The following is a 17226-nucleotide window of genomic DNA, read 5'->3' as shown; positions in this document are numbered from 1 at the left end:
CCATTCTGAGGTGGCGGGGGTGGGAAAAGCGTCAGAAGGGGGCGGGACGACCGCATTCCGACATGGGCGGCGCTACCATGGTACGAACTTCCGTGGATGTTTCGTGCATGCGTCTGTTGGTGATCGAGGACAACCGCCAGCTGGTGGCCAACCTGTTCGACTATTTCGAGTCGCGCGGGCATGTGCTGGACGTGGCCCCGGATGGCATCACCGGCCTGCACCTGGCCGGCAGCCACCCCTACGATGCGGTGATCCTGGACTGGATGCTGCCGCGCATGGAGGGACCGGAAGTGCTGCGCCGGCTGCGTGCCGAACACGCGTCGGAGGTGCCGGTGATCATGCTGACCGCGCGCGATGAACTGCCGGACAAGATCGCCGGTTTCCGCGCCGGTGCCGACGACTACCTGACCAAGCCGTTCGCCCTGCCCGAGCTGGAGGTGCGGCTGGAAGCGCTGCTGCTGCGTGCGCAGGGCCGCAACCCGCGCAAGCGCCTGCAGGTGGGCGACCTGGTGCTGGACCTGGCGACGCTGGAGGCCCAGCGTGAGGGCCAGGTGCTGCACCTGTACCCGGCCTGCCGCAAACTGCTGGAAGTGCTGATGCGGGCCAGCCCGGGTGCGGTGACGCGACAGCAGCTGGAGTTCGCCCTGTGGGGCGACGAGCCGCCGGATGGCGACCTGCTGCGTTCGCATGTCTACGAGTTGCGTCGCAGCGTTGACGGTCCGTTTGCCGAGAAGCTGATCCACACCCTGCCGCGTGTGGGTTACCGGTTGGCGGTAGTGGAGGGTGCCGACGCCGGCAGGAATGCTGATGAGGGCGCGTAAGCCGGGGCCGTTGTACCGGCGCGTGGTGTGGTGGTTGCTGGGCTATCTGGCGCTGCTGTCGATCGCGGTGTTCAGCGTCGGCAACTACGTGCACGAGCACGCCGAGCATGCTGCCTGGCGCGCGCTGCTCAACTCCGAGCTCGACAGCATCGTCGAGCATGTCGAGCACGAACCGCACTATCGCTGGCAGGATTCGGACACGCTGAGCCTGTACCGCTTCGACGCGGTCAACCTTCCCGATAGCCTGCGTACCTTGCATCCAGGGCTGCACGACGGCGTAATGGTCAAGGGCCGCGAGACGGCGGTGATGGTGCGTGAAACCCAGTCGATGGGACGGGTCGCGCTGGTACTGGACATCTCCGACTTCCATGACCTGGAACAGTTCGCCACGCGCTGGGTGATGCTGGCCGGGGTGATCATGATCTTCGTTACCGTGCTGATGGCTTCGTTCGGCATGGAGCGGATGGTGCGTCCGCTGAGCCTGCTGGCACAACACATCGCCGCGCTCAGGCCGGGCGTGCAGGGGCAGCGCATCGAGGTCGACCCGCGCGGCAGCTCAGAGCTGCACACCATTGCCAATGCGCTGAACGATTACCTGGACCGCAACGAGCAGTTCGTCGAACGCGAGCGGGTCTTCATCAGCACCGCCAGCCACGAATTGCGCACGCCGATCGCGGTGATGACCGGTGCCGCCGAACTGGCGCTGGAGCAACCGGGCCTGCCCGAGCGCGCGCGCCAGCAGATGCAGCGGGTACTGCGCACCGCGCAGAGCGTGGAGCAGCTGATCGAACTGCTGCTGGTGCTGGCGCGTGATCCGGCGCGACTGGCGGCGCGTGCCGAGCGCATCGCGCTGGACCAGCTGCTGCCGGAGATCGTCGACGACCATCGCCACCTGCTGGGCGACAAGGACCTGAGCATCGGCATCCAGGCCGCACCGGTGGACATCGTCGCGCCGCTGGCGGTGGTGCAGGCAGCGATCGGCAACCTGCTGCGCAACGCCATCGAGAACAGTGGCCGTGGCCACATCGAATTGGGCCTGAGTTCATCGGCGGTGCTGACCCTGCAGGACCCGGGACATGGCATGAGCCCGGAGGAGATCGCGGCGATCCATGCGCGGATGGCCCGTGGCGAACGCGCCGATCGTGGCGGCGGCATCGGACTGGATCTGATCGCGCGGCTGTGCGAGCACCTCGGATGGACCCTGCAGTTGCAGCCCTGCGAGCCGCGTGGCACGCGTGTCACGCTCGATTTCAGTGCCTCGCGACCGCGCTGATCCGGCCGTTCGTGTAAATGCCAACCTTGGTTGGCATGCCGTTCGTCGACCAAGGTCGACGCCTACCCAGGCGGTGGCTGTCCGTGTTCTGGTAGGTGCCAGCCCTGGTTGGCATGCCTCGGCGGTGGCTGGGCGTGCTCTGGTAGATGCCAACCTTGGTTGGCATGCCCCGGCGGTGGCTGGGCGTGCTCTGGTAGATGCCAACCTTGGTTGGCATGCCGTTCGTCGACCAAGGTCGACGCCCACCCAGGCAATGGCTGTCCGCTTCAACGCCCGTTCGGTCGCGCCACGTGCTGGTCGATCAGGATCACGTTGCCGTCGGGATCGGCCAACTGCAGATAGCCCGTACCCTGGCCATCAGGATCGGTGCGGACCGCCAGTTCGATGCCCCTGGTATCCAGCTCTGCCTGCAGCTCACGCACATCCTGGAAGTGGGGGAGTTCCTGCTTGTGCTGGTCCCAGCCGGGGTTGAAGGTCAGCAGGTTGCCCTCGAACATGCCCTGGAACAGCCCGATCACCGTGCCGTTGCTGCGCATCACCAGCCAGTTCTGTGCCGGATCGCCGCCGGTGACCGAGAAGCCCAGGGCTTCGTAGAAGGCACGGGAGGCCGCGAGATCCTTCACCGAGAGGCTGACCGAAAAGGCACCAAGCTGCATGAGTGGGCTCCCTGACGGGATGGGGGGTGTCGGCACTGCAGCATGACCGGGCGTGAAGACAATGTTAATCTCGATCTGCGCCGCCTTATGCGGCGCTTTTTTTTCTCCGCTCTTTCGATCGACAGAGGATCCCATGCCGACCGAACCCGCTACTGCCCTGATCAGCAACGACATCGTTGGACTGGGCCTGATTGCCGCCACCCTGGCCCTGATCTTCTGGGCCGCCAGTGGTCCAACCCCGCTGCTGAAGAAGATCTTCGCCTGGGTGCCGGCCCTGCTGCTGTGCTATTTCATCCCCGCCGTCTACAACACCGCCGGTGTCATCGATGGCCACAACACCTCGCTGTACAACCCGGTCGCGCGTGACGTGCTGCTGCCGGCCGCGCTGGTCCTGCTGACCCTGTCGATCGACCTGAAAGGCGTCATCAAGCTCGGCCCGAAACTGCTGATCGTGTTCTGTGCCGGTACCGCCGGCATCATGCTCGGCGCCATCGTTTCGTTCCAGCTGATGAAGCTGATCCATCCGGAAACCGTGGCCGGTGATACCTGGGCCGGCATGGCGGCGCTGGCCGGCAGCTGGATCGGTGGCGGCGCCAACATGGTCGCCATGCGCGAGGTGTTCGGCACCGATGCCACCACCTTCGGCCAGTTCGCGGTGGTTGACGTGGCCTGTGCCAGCCTGTGGATGGCGATCCTGCTGTTCCTGGCCAACCGCGCACAGCAGATCGACACCCGCAATGGTGCCGACACCCGTGCCATCGACGAGATGAAGGCGCGCATCAGTGCCTACGAGGCGCAGAACGCGCGCATTCCCAGCATGACCGACCTGATGGTGATCGTTGGCGTGGCACTGGGCGGCGTTGGCCTGGCCCATGCCATCGCCGCGCCGCTGGCAGGCTGGTTCAAGGCCAATGTCAGCTGGGCCAGCCAGTTCAGCCTCGACAGCCAGTTCGTCTGGGTGATCCTGCTGTCCACGGCGATGGGCCTGGGCCTGAGCTTCACCCGTGCGCGCCGGCTGGAAGCGGCAGGCGCTTCGCGGCTGGGCACGGTGTTCCTGTACTTCCTGATCGCCTGCATCGGCATGCAGATGAACCTGCTGTCGCTGCTGGATCGGCCGTGGCTGTTCCTGCTCGGCGCGATCTGGATGGCCACGCACGTGCTGGTGCTGTGGGTGGTGGCCAAGCTGCTGCGCGCGCCGCTGTTCTTCTTCGCCATTGGTTCGCAGGGCAACATCGGCGCAGCCGCTTCGGCCCCTGTGGTGGCGGCGGCGTTCCATCCGACGCTGGCGCCGGTGGGCGTGCTGCTGGGTACGGTGGGTTATGCCACCGGCACGGGCCTGGCCTACGTCACCGGCCTGATCCTGAAGTGGATGGCCACCGGCTGAGTTCGGACCGCCCTGGCGTCATGCTTCCGTAGATCCACGCCATGCGTGGATGCATTTCATGGGTATCCATGAACAAGGAAGGGGTCAGATCCGTTTCCCGGAGGAAACGGATCCGACCCCGGACTCAACTCGATATCTGCCAGGCTTCATCCACGCATGGCGTGGATCCACTCAACGTCATTCGAGCGCTGTTGAACCGGACCCTCAACAGCAGCGGCCACCGTTGCGTCCGCCATAACGCGCTTCCTGGCGCTCGCGGAAGAACGTCTTGTAGTCCATCGGCTCCTGGTCCGGATGTTTTTCCAGCATGTGCCGGACGTAGTTGTCGTAATCAGGAATGCCACAGCACAGTCGTGCGGTCTGCACCAGGCGCCGCCAGATGCGGCGGTGCGCCTGGTACTGGCCGGCGGGAACCAGTTGGGTACTCATCACTGATCCACCATTTCATGCGGCTTCAGCGCCACGTACGGGGTCTCGCGGTCAGTGCGCTGCGGATTGCGGCGGGCCGCCAGGATGGTCTTGATCGAATACACCAGCACCGCGCCCACCACCAGCAGGAACAGCGCGGTCAGGCCGGTGTTGACGTAGGCGTTGACCACGATCTGCTTCATCTGCGCCACCGACTTGGCCGGTGCAGTGATGGTGTCGCTGGCGAGCGCGGCCTGGAACTTGTGTGCCTGTGCCAGGAAGCCCTGTGCCGGATTGCTGTCGAAGATCTTGATGAAGCCGGCGTAGGTGGTGCAGATCAGCAGCCACACCGCCGGTACCGCAGTCACCCATGCATAGCGGTCACGCTTCATCTTGAACAGCACCACCGTGCCCAGCATCAATGCGATGCCGGCCAGCATCTGGTTCGAGATGCCGAACAGCGGCCACAGCGTCTGGATGCCGCCGAACGGATCGACCACGCCGGTGTAGAGCAGGTAGCCCCACAGCGCCACGCAGCCGGCGGTACCGATGATGTTGGCGGTCCACGATTCGGTCTTCTTCAGGGCCGGCACGAAGTTGCCCAGCAGGTCCTGCAGCATGAAGCGGCCCGCACGGGTACCGGCGTCCACCGCGGTGAGGATGAACAGCGCTTCGAACAGGATCGCGAAGTGGTACCAGAACGCCATCATCGCGTCGCTGCCACTGGGAATCGCTTCGTGCAGGATCTGCGCGATGCCTACCGCAAGTGTTGGCGCGCCACCTGCACGATGCAGGATGGTCGGTTCACCGATCGCCGCCGCAGTCGCGGTCAGCTGCTCGGGGGTGATGGTGAAGCCCCAGGTGTTGGTGATGTAGTGCGCGGCCGAGGCCGCATCGGCACCGATCACCGCCGCCGGGCTGTTCATCGCGAAATAGATGCCCGGATCGATGATCGAGGCCGCCACCAGCGCCATCACCGCGACGAACGATTCCATCAGCATGCCGCCGTAGCCGATGTAGCGCATGTGCGCTTCATTGGCCAGCAGCTTCGGCGTGGTGCCGGAGGAAATCAGTGCATGGAAACCGGAGACCGCGCCACAGGCGATGGTGATGAACAGGAACGGGAACATGCCGCCCTTCCACACCGGGCCGTCGCCGCTGGCGGCGAACTGGGTCAGCGCCGGCATCTTCAGTTCCGGCATCACCACCAGGATGCCGATGGCCAGCGCGATGATGGTGCCGATCTTGAGGAAGGTCGACAGGTAATCACGCGGGGCCAGCAGCAGCCACACCGGCAGCACCGAGGCGACGAAGCCGTAGCCGATCAGCATCCAGGTGATCTGGGTGCCGGTGAAGGTGAAGGCCGGGCCCCAGACCGGATCGGCGGCGACCTTGCCGCCGTACCAGATCGCGGCCAGCAGCAGGATCAGGCCAACCACCGAGATCTCGCCGATCTTGCCGGGGCGGATGTAGCGCATGTACACGCCCATCAGGATCGCGATGGGCATCGTCGCGATCACCGTGAACATGCCCCACGGGCTTTCGGCCAGCGCCTTGACCACCACCATCGCCAGCACTGCCAGGATGATGATCATGATCAGGAACGCACCGAACAGCGCGATGGTGCCGGGCACCTGGCCCATCTCTTCTCTTACCAGGTCACCCAGCGAGCGGCCATTGCGGCGGCTGGACAGGAACAGGACCATGAAGTCCTGCACCGCACCGGCCAACACCACGCCCACCACCAGCCACAGCAGGCCGGGCAGGTAGCCCATCTGCGCGGCCAGGACCGGGCCGACCAGCGGGCCGGCGCCGGCAATGGCGGCGAAGTGGTGGCCGAACAGCACGTGCTTGTTGGTCGGAACGTAGTCCAGGCCATCGTTGTTGATCACCGCCGGGGTGGCCCGGGTCGGATCCAGCTGCATCACCTTGTTGGCGATGAACAGGCTGTAGAAGCGATAGGCGACGAGGTACAGCGACACCGCCGCGACGACGATCCACAGGGCATTGATGTGTTCGCCGCGGCGCAGCGCCACGGTGCCCAGACAGAACGCGCCGAGCAGAGCGAGTACCGCCCAGCCCAGTTTGGAAAACCCTTTCATGAGGTGCTCTCTCCCGGAAAGACAGACAAAGAGTCCTGCTTGCCCACGACAGGGTCAATTGGCACAGGACGAATCGGCGGTAGTACTTTGGTCGTACGGCGGCTGCGCTGACGTGCAGCGAACATCAGGGATGGAACAATCGGTTGCGGAGCCATCCATTGGCCTACGGCCGTGTGGCGTCCATCTTCAGTGGCACCCATCCAACAGGAGTCGCCATGAGCTTTCCCGAACCGGTCCGCGTACTGCGCACCATCCGTGGCATGCCCACCTCCGACGGTGCCGGCGTGCGCCTGACCCGCGTCATCGGCGGCCCGACGCTGCCCGACCTGGATCCGTTCCTGCTGCTTGATGAGTTCGGTACCGACCGCGCCGAGGACTACATCGCCGGCTTCCCGGAACACCCGCACCGTGGTTTCGAGACCGTCACCTACATGCTCGACGGGCGCATGCGGCATCGCGACAACCATGGCAACGAAGGCCTGCTCACCCCGGGCAGCGTGCAGTGGATGACCGCTGGCCGTGGCCTGGTGCATTCGGAGATGCCCGAGCAGGAAAGCGGGCAGATGCGCGGGTTCCAGCTGTGGGTGAACCTGCCGGCGAAGGAGAAGATGACCGAGCCGAAGTACCAGGAATTCGCACCCGAGCGCATTCCCGTGGTGCACCCGGAGCCGGGCGTGGAGGTGAAGGTGATTGCCGGCAGCGTGGACGGCACCGATGGCCCGATCGTGCAGCCGGCCACCGATCCGCTCTACCTCGACATCACGCTGGCGCCCGACCGGGCCTGGACCTATGCGCTGCCGGAGGGGCACAACGCGTTCGCCTACGTGTTCGAAGGTGCGATGACCGTGGGTGAGCAGGACGCCGCGCGCGACGTTGCACGCCAGGAACTGGCGGTGCTGGGCGGTGGCGAGCAGTTGCACCTCTCGGCCGGCAGCGAAGGTGCGCGGTTGATCCTGGTGGCCGGCCGTCCGCTGCGCGAACCGGTGATGCGCCACGGGCCGTTCGTGATGAACACGCGGCAGGAACTGATGCAGGCCTTCGTCGATTTCCAGGAAGGCAAGTTCTGAGGGAGTGCCGGCCGCTGGCCGGCAGCAGCCTCGGACAAAGGCGGATCGGGGTGCCGGCCAGCGGCCGGCACTACCGTCGGATCGGCTCGCATTGCGGGGATGCTGCCAGGCAGTCATCCCCGTCACCTTCAGCGCCCCGCGGCCACGGCCGACGGGGTCAGGCTCATGCCCTGCGCCAGCTGCTGCAGCGAGCCCAGTTCCTGCGCGCTGTCCGGATACAGCGAAATCTGCGCGTAACGCCCTTTGTCGAGCTTGACCACACTGATGCGACGCTCGGCATAGCCGGGCGGCTGCTGGCCACCCAGATCGGGCTGGTACCAGTACAGCGATTCACCGCCGAAGCTGCCCTTTTCCTGGCGCAGCGAGCGGTTCAATGGAAGGTTGGGATCGCGCGCACTGAGCATCAGGCTCAGTACCTCGCGGCCATCGCCGGTGCTGGCGCGGCAGACCAGGAAATCGGCCTGTGCCTGCTGTTGCCACTGCAGGCCGCTGCTGGCCGGCAATGAAGGACATTCGGTGGGAGCCTGCGCGGCGGCCTGGGCCACCGCGAACAGCAGGCTCGACAACACTACAGGCGCGAACTTCATGCATCCCCCAAGGTGGTGTGTCGTTGGCTCCGCCGGATGGACCGGCAGCCTTGGCATCCCATCCCCGGATGCCGCCCCGGCCGGCATGTGCACGGACGGTCAACTCAACCTTAACGGAACGTGAGCGATCGCACAAATCGCGGTTACACGCGTAACCATTGCGGCCGATGGTCGGCCGCAATGGTCCGCACAGGCCTCAGCGGTCGTTGCCGATCCACTTGTAGATGATGCCGCCGATCGCGCCGCCCAGCAGCGGGGCGACCCAGAACAGCCACAGCTGGCTGACCGCGCCGCTGCCGGCGAAGAAGGCCACCGCCGTGGAACGGGCCGGGTTCACCGAGGTGTTGGTGACCGGGATGCTGATCAGGTGGATCAGGGTCAGCGACAGGCCGATCGCCAGCGGGGCGAACCCGGCCGGTGCCTTGCCGTGGGTGGCGCCCATGATCACGATCAGGAACACGGCGGTCAGCACCACTTCGCACAGGAAGGCCGCGGCCACGCTGTAGCCGCCGGGGGACAGCGCGCCGTAGCCGTTGCTGGCGAATGCACCGGCCTGGCTGCCATCAATGGCGAAGCCGCTGGCGCCCGATGCGATCTGCAGCAGGATGAAGCCGGCCAGCAGGCCGCCGGCGACCTGGGCGATGATGTACGGAATCAGGTCCTTGGTCGGGAAACGACCGCCGGCCCACAGGCCGACACTGACCGCCGGATTGAAGTGCGCGCCGGAGATATGGCCGAACGCATAGGCGCCGGTCACCACGGTCAGGCCGAAGGCCAGCGCAACGCCGAGGAAACCGATACCCAGCGGATTGCCGTCACCGCCGAACTTGGCGGCCAGCACGGCACTGCCACAGCCACCCAGAACCAGCCAGAACGTGCCGAGGAACTCGGCGGACAAGCGTTTACCCATGCTCATGTGTTGCACTCCTTTGACGGTCGAAAGTGTGATTTATGTCACATTTCAATGATCAGCGGGTGACTGTAGTGTCAACGCCGGGTGCAGGGATACACCTTCGGATGTGTGCAACACGCGATGTTCAGTACTGCGGCAGCGGGATGAATTCCTTGTCGTCGCCCGGAATGGTGCCGAAGCGGCCGGCCTCCCAGTCGTGCTTGGCCTGTTCGATACGTTCCTTCGAGCTGGACACGAAGTTCCACCACAGGTGACGCGGGCCATCCAGCGGCTCGCCACCGAACAACATCGCCTTCACCGGCGTCTTTGCGCGCAGGCGGCCACGCGCACCAGCCTCGGGGATCACCAGGTGCTGGGCAGGGATGTCCACGCCATCCAGCTGCGCGTCGCCTTCGAGGATGTACAGCGCGCGCTCGCGGTGGCCGTCGTCGATATCGATTTCCGCATCCGGGTCGAGGTCGATCGCCACGTTGAGGGTATCGGCGAATACTTTGACCGGCGATTCCTCGCCATAGGCGCGGCCGGCGATTACCCGCAGCCAGACACCATTGCGGCGCTGCTCGGGCAGGGTGGCGGCGGCATGGTGGTAGAACGCCGGCTCGATTTCCTCATGCGATTTCGGCAGCGCCACCCAGGTCTGCATGCCGTGGATCGGGTTGTCGTGATCGCGGTCAGGTTGCGGCGTGCGCTCGGAATGGGCGATGCCGCGGCCGGCGGTCATCCAGTTGACGTCACCGGGACGGATCACCTGGTCCGAACCCAGCGTGTCGCGGTGGCCGATCGCGCCCGACCACAGATAGGTGACGGTAGCCAGGCCGATATGCGGATGCGGGCGCACGTCGATGGCGGTGCCGGGGTGCATGAGTGCCGGGCCCATCTGGTCGACGAACACGAACGAGCCGATGCTGCGGGCCTGCAGGGTCGGGACGGCCCGGCGGACTTCTAGGCCGCCGATGTCGTGCACGCGCGGGGCGATGATGGTGGTCATGCGGGCGTTCTCGCTGGCAGGGATCAGGTGATCAGCATCGCATGCAGCTGTGACGGGGACATGCCCCGTATGGGTAACAGGTTGTTCCAGCCAACGGCGCAGCCCCTCGTGGCTGTGGGGTTGGTCGCGTAAAGCAAAAGCCGCGCTTGGCCGGGCGGGGTGGGGTCGCGGGGGACGCCGTGAATCCTGTAACGGCGCGCGATAAATCGCCCGCCATAGGTGAGATAAACGGTGGGGCGCCAATGTTGCGCCCACCGGAATGAAATTGCACGGGACGTAACCCGTCCCGTGCGCCTCTGCCAACCTACCAGGTCGTGAAGATCAGCTCCCTCCGCTGGACCGCCTGCCGGCCAATCGTGTAGCGGATCGGTACCACCCGGTCCCTGAACTGCCCGAACACCTTCCGCATGGCCGGGTGATCGTTGATGGTCAGAATGGCCGCGCCGCGCAGACTCGCCATCTGGCTGGCCAGCTCCTCGTACTGCTCCATGCCGAAGGGCGTTCCATATCCCTCGGTCTCCCAATACGGGGGGTCGAGGAAGAACAGGGTATCGGCTCCGTCGTACTTGGCCATGCACTGCTGCCAGGCCAGGTGCTCTATGGTCACCTTGTGCAGCCGCAGGTGCGCCGCGCTCAGATCCTCTTCGATCCGCAACAGGTTCAGGCCTTTGCCACCCCGACCGAAGCCTGGCGTCTGGCCTGTGGCCTTTCCGCCCCAAGCCAGGCGCTGTAGGTAGTAGAAGCGTGCAGCCCGTTGGATGTCCGTGAGGGTGTCAGGATGCTGGAGTTGGCACCACCGGAACATTTCCCGGCTCGTCAGCGCCCATTTGAACTGGCGGACGAACTCCTCCAGGTGGTTGGCCACCACCCGGTAGAGACGCACCAGCTCGCCGTGGCAGTCGTTGAGCACCTCAGCCCTGGCTGGCTCTCTGGCGAACAGAAGAGCGGCGCCGCCGGCGAAGGCCTCGACATAGGTCCGGTGAGGGGTATCGGCTACCAGGGGCAGCAGGTGGGGCAGCAGGCGGGTCTTGCCGCCTGGCCAAGGGAACAGCGTGGTCGTCTTCATTCTCAGCCTCTGCGATGAGCCTCGGCGAGGCTTACCTCCCCCGCGCGGGGAGCAGGGCCTCGGCCAAAAGCACGCGGGCTGTACGCGTGTGTTGCGGTGCCAGGCCGACAGTTGCAGCTGTCGGCCTGGCGCCCTGTTCTAGAGCTGCAGGAAGTCGCTCAGGGCCGAAGCGATCGCTTCGGCTCCGGTCGAGTTGGGGTGGACGTTGTCGAACACCAGGCCGCGATCGCTCTGCCGGGCCCAGCTGCGGCCCAGCGCCACCCGCAGATCGAGGAAGTGCCAGTTGTAGTCCGCCGCGATGTTGCGCAGCGCGGCCGCCTTGGCGTCGTATCCGTAGATCCCACCCAAGGCCCTGCCATCGTTGGGGACGAAACCGACGCACAGACAGCCATCAGAGGTCGCCGAGGCCGCCTTCACCACCGCCTCCAGATTCGCGTACCACATGCCTGGGTCAGTGCCGGCGGTGGTGTCGTTGATCGTGCATATCACCACGGTGAAGTCAGGCCGCAGGGCCGACAGCATCGGCCGGTGATTCCAGGGCTGACTGGCGACGATCAGGTCCGCAGACTTGGCCGCGCAGTAACCGCCCACCAACGCCACCGGGCTGGCGCTGCCATCGAAGGTCTCGATACCACAGACGAAGGCGTCGCCGCCGCTACCGACGCCGACCTCGATGTAGTGGGTGCCGGCGGACACCGTGTAGTCCTTCGACACCAGCGACGCAGCCGCGTCCTGTGACACGGTATCGACCAAGCTCCCGTCGACGTAGATGCCCACCGCCGTGTTCAGGCCGGAAAGGGTCGGATACCACACCCGGAAGCTGGAGAACGCGCCTGCAGGCGTGAACCGCAACTTTCCCGTGCTGCCGCCGGCCGCCTTCAGGTGGCGCCCGCCGAAAATCTGGGAGACGGTGGAGTCCGGTGCCCAGCCCGTGCCCAAGGTGATGCGCGGGTCGTAGCTGGCCAGCCCGGTATTGGCCAGGGTGACGTTCTGCTCGCCGAAGAAGCTGTCGGTACGAACACCCTTCTTCACCATGAAGCGCCGCGCCAGGCTGGTTGTTGCCGCGCCAACCAGACCATCAGCTCCCGTTCCCGAGCCTTGGCCGGCGACATTGGAGTCGCCCACGATGGCCAGACGCGCCGGATTGGTCGCGCCGCGCGCCTTGGCGGCCTGCCACTTGGCTGTACTGCCGACGCGGGTAGCCTGGCTCGCGCCGGCATCGCCAAGCGTGGCCAGCAGCTGCCCCACAGTCAGGCGAATGTCGTTTCCAGGCGACACCGTGCCGCCACCGACGGCGGCGCCGCCCTCCGGCGCCGTGCCGGGAATGATCACGCTGCTGGCCAGGGTCTGCAGCTGCGGTTTTGAGCTGAATCGAGCCATCGTTCTTATCCTTGGTAGGCAATGCCGGCCTGGTCGACGTAGGTGTCGCCGGCCTCATCGGTGTACTCGCTCGTCGGATCGAGCGATTCGAAGTAGAAGCCCGTGAAGAGCCCAGGGCCGCCCTGGCTGCCACGGAAATAGTTGACGCCGACCCGGCCGGCGGCTTGATGGGTGCTGTCCGAGCGGGTCAGGACAACGGTGCCGTCCAGGCGGCGGACGGTCAGTGTCGAACCGATCAGCTCCACCTCCAGCCACACCACCACCTCGCTATCCGTGATGCCTGGCACCTCGACGAACTGCAGCTGCTGGAAAGACCCGGAGGCCGCGTTGGAACCTCGCCCAAACTCGACGCCAAACGAGGTGACGCTGCGACGGCCGACGCCCAGGATGTAGGCGTAGGTGTCGTTGGTGACCTGCCAGCTGGTAGTGCGCAGCAGCAGGCCCACGTTGTCCGTGCGAACGCCGGTACCGGCCGGGATCACGAATCCGACCAGGGCACGGCAATCCTTGGCGGCCGGCACGCTCTCAAAGCGCGCCCTTGAAGCGGTGCCGGTGCTGCCGCACTGCAGGTTCAAGCGCCCTGCCTGCACCGACAGGCCCGACCCAGACGGCCCGAACAGCGTCATCTGGGCGGTGTTGTCGACCTCTGCCCACAGCTGCCCCCGATCGAAGACGTGCAGCCGCGAACGGCGCTCTACGGAGCCCAGCGCATCGGTGGCGGTAATCACCGCATTGAAGGCGGTCACGATGGGGTTCCTCCCAGGGTCGAGTTGCTGCCGGTCTGATCCACGTCCAACGAGACCCCTGGCGGCAGGCCGGTTGCCGACCAGGTCACCGGGCTGGCCTCGGTGCCCCGCTTGAAGTGCAGGCTGTACGGGCCATAGGCCCGACCGCGAACCAGCGCGATCGGCAGTGCCGGCATCTCCAGCAGGCGTGCGGGGAAGTCCGAGGGCTTTGCCGGCGGCGTGAAGGGCTCCCAATACACGGCTGCACCGGCATGCACCTCGACGCCAGCCAGGCCCGCATACAGCCGCTCGGCGGTCAGGGTCGTGTTGCTGGCCAGCGACAATGCCGTCTGGCTGAGGTTGACCGCTGCTGCAGGCAAGGTGCTCTCATCGACCAGGCGGCCATCCTTGAAGATACGGGCCACGCCGCCGCGCCTGGAGATCGTCAGGTGCGACCAGGCACTGTTCGGCAGCCGGTTCTCCGCCAGCGCAAGGACCGCATCATTGAAGAGGCGCACGTAGTTGCCGCCCGTGAACACATCCAGGCCAACCTGCATCGGGTTGGTCAGCTGCTCGCGGCGCAGGTAGAGGCCGCCATTGGTCGTGTTCGGGCCGATCTGGAACAGGCGCGCGTAGGTGTCGCTTGGGGCCGCGTCAGGGCGTATCCACATGGCCACGCTGAAGTCGGCCGTACCCAGACTGGCCTCCAGCTCCTGCCGCAATCCGGTGCCATTGAAACGCACCGAGGCACCGCCGGCGTATGGCGACTGCGTGGGGTCCAGCACCGGCAGGTTGGAGGAGCTGACCGCCACCGTGCGACCACCGGCCTCCTGGTAGCCGGTCTGCATCGGGAAGCTGCTGCGCATGGTCGACAGCGCAATCTCCGTCTCGGCAAAGCCCACATTGCCCGCCGCATCCTGACCCTTGACCCGGATCGGGTAGTAGCCCGGCGCGCCACCCAGCGGAATCCCTTCGATCCGACCGGCGGTGGTGTTCAGGCTCATCCCCGCAGGCAGCACGCCCTGATCGATCGACCACTCCACGCCCTCGGCCTCCGTGGTGAACACCAGCGAGGCGGTGGAGTTGTTGGCACCACGCCAGGCGCTGATGCTGAAATCCAGTTGATAGACACGACGGAACAGCAGCTCCACCGACTGCCAGCTATCCAGCCCGTCGCGCCGGGAGCTGAGCAGCACGCGGTTGCGCTCGACCAGCTGGCCGGCCGGCACAGTGAACGAGGCACCCACCAGGTCCGGGTAGGAGACAACCAGGGCGCCGGAAGCGGCGTCATACACGGTTACGGTGTAGGTGGTGCCTGGCTCAGGCCCAATGCTGGCCATGCCGGTATCCACCAGCTGGTCCGCCTGCGCCACGCGATCGCGATGGGCCCAGCTCAAAACAGCGTCACCGACGACGTCCTCTGGGTACAGCTCGCCGTTAATATGCACGTCCGCCGGCGGATACGGCCGGGCCTGGCGATCCTCCATCTCGACCACCAGATCCTGCGCGTCGGCCAGGTCCGTCAGCGCCGACGCGCCACGGGTGAGCAGCTTGGCGTGGACGGTGTCACCGCCGACGTACTCGGTGGTGTCGGTCGCAAAGTCGGTGAGGAACAGCACGCGGGCGCCCGGCGCGTGCAGATGAGGCACCGTGTCGGCGCAGGCACGGCCCAGCGTGAGGGTCATCGCAGCCGCGTCAATGGCATCCACGCGGCAAATCTCCGCGCCAACCAGGGCGATATCGCCCACGGCCACCGAGCCCAGATCCAGCGGATCGGTCAGGGTGAAGCTCTCGGTGCGATAGCCGGCTTCTTCGACCAAGGCAGCACTTGCGCACCAGTCACCCCGGCCGCGATAGCTGTACTCCGCCCCGCCAGCCTGAGCCATCAGGCGGAAGTACTGCCCCACCGTTGGTGGCGCTGAGGCTGCCAGCAGGAAAGAGACGTCACTGCTGAGCTGTGCCAGGTCGGCCGCACTGAGCTGCGAGACCAGCACGACGTAGGGCACCTCCATCGCCACCTGGTGCGGCGAAACGGTCGGCGCCGTCGACGGCGGCTTCCCGCCTGGCTCAGTTCCGACATAGACCGAATTGGGCTGGCTGTAGACGTCCTCACTGCAGCTGAAGGTGATGGCGCCGGACTTCAGGGTGCCGCCACGCTTCTCGCCCATCAGACACACCATGTCGGCGATGCCCCGCTTGGGCGCCTGCAGGCGGAAGTAGCTGCCCGGTGACCACGTGCGGGCCACGGGCGTGGTGGTCAGGTCGAACTTGCGCAGCGAGGTGGCCTTGGCGCGCAGATTGCGGGCGCCGATCTTCAGGGCCAGATCCACGTTGGCGACCTCGCCGGAGCGGTCCTCCTTCTCCGAGACCACACTGCCAAAGGCCTGGATCGCGCCCAGCGACTGCAGCGCGGGGGTGGTGCCGATCGCGTTCTCGACAGGGTCGAAGTACTTCACGAACAGCTGGTTGCAGGCGTTGTCCATCGTGGCGGGCTCTTCGGCCCAATCCAGGACGTCGTCGTCGGTCAGCACCGGAAGCTCGTCCAGAACGTACTTCCCGCGCGGCACGTTCAGGCGATACCGACCATCCATGCCCTGCACGAGCACGGCCCCTGCAGCGTCACAGATCCGTTGCTGGTACTGCTCGATGGACTCCTTATCTGGATCATAGATCGGGCACAGGCCCATTCCCTCTTCGAAGAAGACATCCGCGGCTGCGCGGAAGCTGGCATCGTCGATCACCGAGATGGGTTCGGCCCCCATGCTTTCGTGGGTAATGCTGTCGTACAGGATGTGGGCGGCATTCATCCCGACCAGCGGCACCTTGGCATCCAGGCTCTCCACTCGCGCCGTCAGCCACTGGCTGGGCGCATCCTGCAGGCCATCGATCGTCAGCGCCTGCAGCCTGACGGTCGCATTGCTGGCCACTTCGACGTTCAATGGCGCGCCGTCGAGGATCAGGCGCGAAGACTCAAAATTGGGGGTGTAGTTCAGGTGGTACGTCGCCGGCGGATTGCTGATCTCCAGGCGATACACGTTGTGATTGGGCAGGATGCTTCCCGAACCCGTGCCGCCCTTGATGAAGCTGGGCGAGCCTGGCATCGGGAAGCCACCGCTGTAGTACTTGGTCTCGACCGAGCCACTGATCCGCAAGCCGACCTGGAAGATCGTTGCGCCGGTGCCATTGAGGGTGAAGCGGTCCTCGCTATCCCCAGGCACTGTGCAGTACGTGCCCTGCATATCGACGCAGGGCAGGCTCCAGGACACGGAGCGGAAGCCGGAAACGACCTCGCTGGCATCCTTGTCGAGCAGGATCTTCACCTTCTCCGGATACCAGCACACGCCATCCTGCCAGCCTTCCTTGATCCGGCGCAGGACGAAGCTGGGCGACTTCGGATAGGGGGTGAAGGCCGACCACCTTCCGCCCTTGAACAGGACAGTGACCAGCCCACGATAGGCGCCGTGCGCAGCACCGAGATTCGGCGGAAGCCAGGGATTGAGCTGCTGGTCCTCGCGGCCGAACATGATCTCGGCCTCGCCCTCGATGCCGCCCTGCTCATCCTCACCGCCGAACAGGTTCTCGGCGTGAATCCAGATCGACCCGTTGGACGTGACCACGCCAGCCCATGCCGTTGCATCATCCACGTCCCACTGCACGAACTCATCCACCGGCCCCTGACACAGGCCGAAAAGCAGCTTGAGCTTGTACCAGTAACCAACGGTCTTCTTACCTCCGCCGCCCATCGCTGGCCTCCATTCGCTGAGCGTGCGCAACCAATGCCAGGGCCAGGCCATCACCTGTAGCGACCAGCCTCTCGGCCTCGATACCCTCCTTACGGAACGCATTCCAATCCAAC

The 17226-nt window shown here is 65.7% G+C and carries 14 protein-coding genes; 4 read left to right on the top strand and 10 right to left on the bottom strand.

The window, feature by feature from the left end:
• Window positions 1-107 precede the first annotated feature (107 nt).
• Entirely contained in the window at window positions 108-821 is a 714-nt protein-coding gene (locus ACMZ91_RS12585) for a response regulator transcription factor (RefSeq protein WP_032129861.1), read from the top strand.
• Window positions 808-2094, top strand: coding sequence for a sensor histidine kinase (locus tag ACMZ91_RS12580; RefSeq protein WP_149909210.1), 1287 nt, complete (start codon window positions 808-810; stop codon window positions 2092-2094). The genes ACMZ91_RS12585 and ACMZ91_RS12580 overlap by 14 nt, the downstream gene beginning before the upstream one ends.
• A 266-nt stretch (window positions 2095-2360) precedes the next feature.
• Here ACMZ91_RS12580 and ACMZ91_RS12575 read toward each other — a convergent pair whose 3' ends face one another.
• Complete coding sequence (locus ACMZ91_RS12575; protein WP_049401346.1) at window positions 2361-2750, bottom strand: VOC family protein; 390 nt, start codon at window positions 2748-2750, stop codon at window positions 2361-2363.
• A 133-nt stretch (window positions 2751-2883) separates the two neighbouring features.
• Between ACMZ91_RS12575 and ACMZ91_RS12570 the strand changes: the two genes are divergently transcribed.
• On the top strand, window positions 2884-4134 hold the full coding sequence (locus tag ACMZ91_RS12570; RefSeq protein WP_049421249.1) for a DUF819 family protein: 1251 nt from the start codon (window positions 2884-2886) through the stop codon (window positions 4132-4134).
• A 204-nt stretch (window positions 4135-4338) separates the two neighbouring features.
• On the opposite strand, the gene ACMZ91_RS12565 is transcribed toward ACMZ91_RS12570, so the two are convergent.
• A complete protein-coding gene (locus ACMZ91_RS12565) occupies window positions 4339-4563 on the bottom strand; it encodes a YbdD/YjiX family protein (protein ID WP_005410613.1) in 225 nt (74 codons plus the stop codon).
• Complete coding sequence (locus tag ACMZ91_RS12560) at window positions 4563-6644, bottom strand: carbon starvation CstA family protein (RefSeq protein ID WP_414577590.1); 2082 nt, start codon at window positions 6642-6644, stop codon at window positions 4563-4565. Before ACMZ91_RS12560 ends, ACMZ91_RS12565 begins: the two co-directional genes overlap by 1 nt.
• A 215-nt stretch (window positions 6645-6859) precedes the next feature.
• On the opposite strand from ACMZ91_RS12560, the gene ACMZ91_RS12555 reads away from it, so the two are divergent.
• Complete coding sequence (locus ACMZ91_RS12555; RefSeq protein ID WP_032129856.1) at window positions 6860-7711, top strand: pirin family protein; 852 nt, start codon at window positions 6860-6862, stop codon at window positions 7709-7711.
• Window positions 7712-7839: 128 nt separating this feature from the next.
• Here ACMZ91_RS12555 and ACMZ91_RS12550 read toward each other — a convergent pair whose 3' ends face one another.
• The 7 genes from ACMZ91_RS12550 to ACMZ91_RS12520 form a co-directional block, all read right to left on the bottom strand.
• A complete protein-coding gene (locus ACMZ91_RS12550; RefSeq protein ID WP_032129855.1) occupies window positions 7840-8298 on the bottom strand; it encodes a hypothetical protein in 459 nt (152 codons plus the stop codon).
• Between the two features lie 196 nt (window positions 8299-8494).
• Complete coding sequence (gene aqpZ, locus ACMZ91_RS12545; RefSeq protein WP_032129854.1) at window positions 8495-9214, bottom strand: aquaporin Z; 720 nt, start codon at window positions 9212-9214, stop codon at window positions 8495-8497.
• A gap of 121 nt (window positions 9215-9335) precedes the next feature.
• Complete coding sequence (locus ACMZ91_RS12540) at window positions 9336-10199, bottom strand: pirin family protein (RefSeq protein WP_414577587.1); 864 nt, start codon at window positions 10197-10199, stop codon at window positions 9336-9338.
• 304 nt (window positions 10200-10503) lie between these two features.
• Entirely contained in the window at window positions 10504-11265 is a 762-nt protein-coding gene (locus ACMZ91_RS12535) for a DNA adenine methylase (RefSeq protein WP_164084055.1), read from the bottom strand.
• Window positions 11266-11403: 138 nt separating this feature from the next.
• Window positions 11404-12645 carry an SGNH/GDSL hydrolase family protein gene (locus ACMZ91_RS12530; RefSeq protein WP_197656001.1) on the bottom strand — a complete coding sequence of 414 codons (1242 nt, stop codon included), beginning with the start codon at window positions 12643-12645 and terminating at the stop codon, window positions 11404-11406.
• Window positions 12646-12650: 5 nt separating this feature from the next.
• Window positions 12651-13391 carry a hypothetical protein gene (locus ACMZ91_RS12525; protein ID WP_164084053.1) on the bottom strand — a complete coding sequence of 247 codons (741 nt, stop codon included), beginning with the start codon at window positions 13389-13391 and terminating at the stop codon, window positions 12651-12653.
• Window positions 13388-17113 carry a LamG-like jellyroll fold domain-containing protein gene (locus tag ACMZ91_RS12520; protein WP_164084052.1) on the bottom strand — a complete coding sequence of 1242 codons (3726 nt, stop codon included), beginning with the start codon at window positions 17111-17113 and terminating at the stop codon, window positions 13388-13390. Before ACMZ91_RS12520 ends, ACMZ91_RS12525 begins: the two co-directional genes overlap by 4 nt.
• Between the last annotated feature and the right edge of the window lie 113 nt (window positions 17114-17226).

Source organism: Stenotrophomonas sp. FR024, assembly GCF_047500745.2.
In the GTDB taxonomy this organism is placed as follows: domain Bacteria; phylum Pseudomonadota; class Gammaproteobacteria; order Xanthomonadales; family Xanthomonadaceae; genus Stenotrophomonas; species Stenotrophomonas maltophilia_A.
Note: the sequence above shows the minus strand (reverse complement) of the source record. Positions and strands in the feature narration are given on the sequence as shown.

Excerpts from the sequence above, each read along its gene's own strand:
- ACMZ91_RS12585 (WP_032129861.1), top strand. The coding sequence starts at position 108 with ATGCGTCTGTTGGTGATCGAGGACAACCGCCAGCTGGTGGCCAACCTG.
- ACMZ91_RS12580 (WP_149909210.1), top strand. The coding sequence starts at position 808 with ATGAGGGCGCGTAAGCCGGGGCCGTTGTACCGGCGCGTGGTGTGGTGG.
- ACMZ91_RS12575 (WP_049401346.1), bottom strand. The coding sequence starts at position 2,750 with ATGCAGCTTGGTGCCTTTTCGGTCAGCCTCTCGGTGAAGGATCTCGCG.
- ACMZ91_RS12570 (WP_049421249.1), top strand. The coding sequence starts at position 2,884 with ATGCCGACCGAACCCGCTACTGCCCTGATCAGCAACGACATCGTTGGA.
- ACMZ91_RS12565 (WP_005410613.1), bottom strand. The coding sequence starts at position 4,563 with ATGAGTACCCAACTGGTTCCCGCCGGCCAGTACCAGGCGCACCGCCGC.
- ACMZ91_RS12560 (WP_414577590.1), bottom strand. The coding sequence starts at position 6,644 with ATGAAAGGGTTTTCCAAACTGGGCTGGGCGGTACTCGCTCTGCTCGGC.
- ACMZ91_RS12555 (WP_032129856.1), top strand. The coding sequence starts at position 6,860 with ATGAGCTTTCCCGAACCGGTCCGCGTACTGCGCACCATCCGTGGCATG.
- ACMZ91_RS12550 (WP_032129855.1), bottom strand. The coding sequence starts at position 8,298 with ATGAAGTTCGCGCCTGTAGTGTTGTCGAGCCTGCTGTTCGCGGTGGCC.
- aqpZ (WP_032129854.1), bottom strand. The coding sequence starts at position 9,214 with ATGAGCATGGGTAAACGCTTGTCCGCCGAGTTCCTCGGCACGTTCTGG.
- ACMZ91_RS12540 (WP_414577587.1), bottom strand. The coding sequence starts at position 10,199 with ATGACCACCATCATCGCCCCGCGCGTGCACGACATCGGCGGCCTAGAA.
- ACMZ91_RS12535 (WP_164084055.1), bottom strand. The coding sequence starts at position 11,265 with ATGAAGACGACCACGCTGTTCCCTTGGCCAGGCGGCAAGACCCGCCTG.
- ACMZ91_RS12530 (WP_197656001.1), bottom strand. The coding sequence starts at position 12,645 with ATGGCTCGATTCAGCTCAAAACCGCAGCTGCAGACCCTGGCCAGCAGC.
- ACMZ91_RS12520 (WP_164084052.1), bottom strand. The coding sequence starts at position 17,113 with ATGGGCGGCGGAGGTAAGAAGACCGTTGGTTACTGGTACAAGCTCAAG.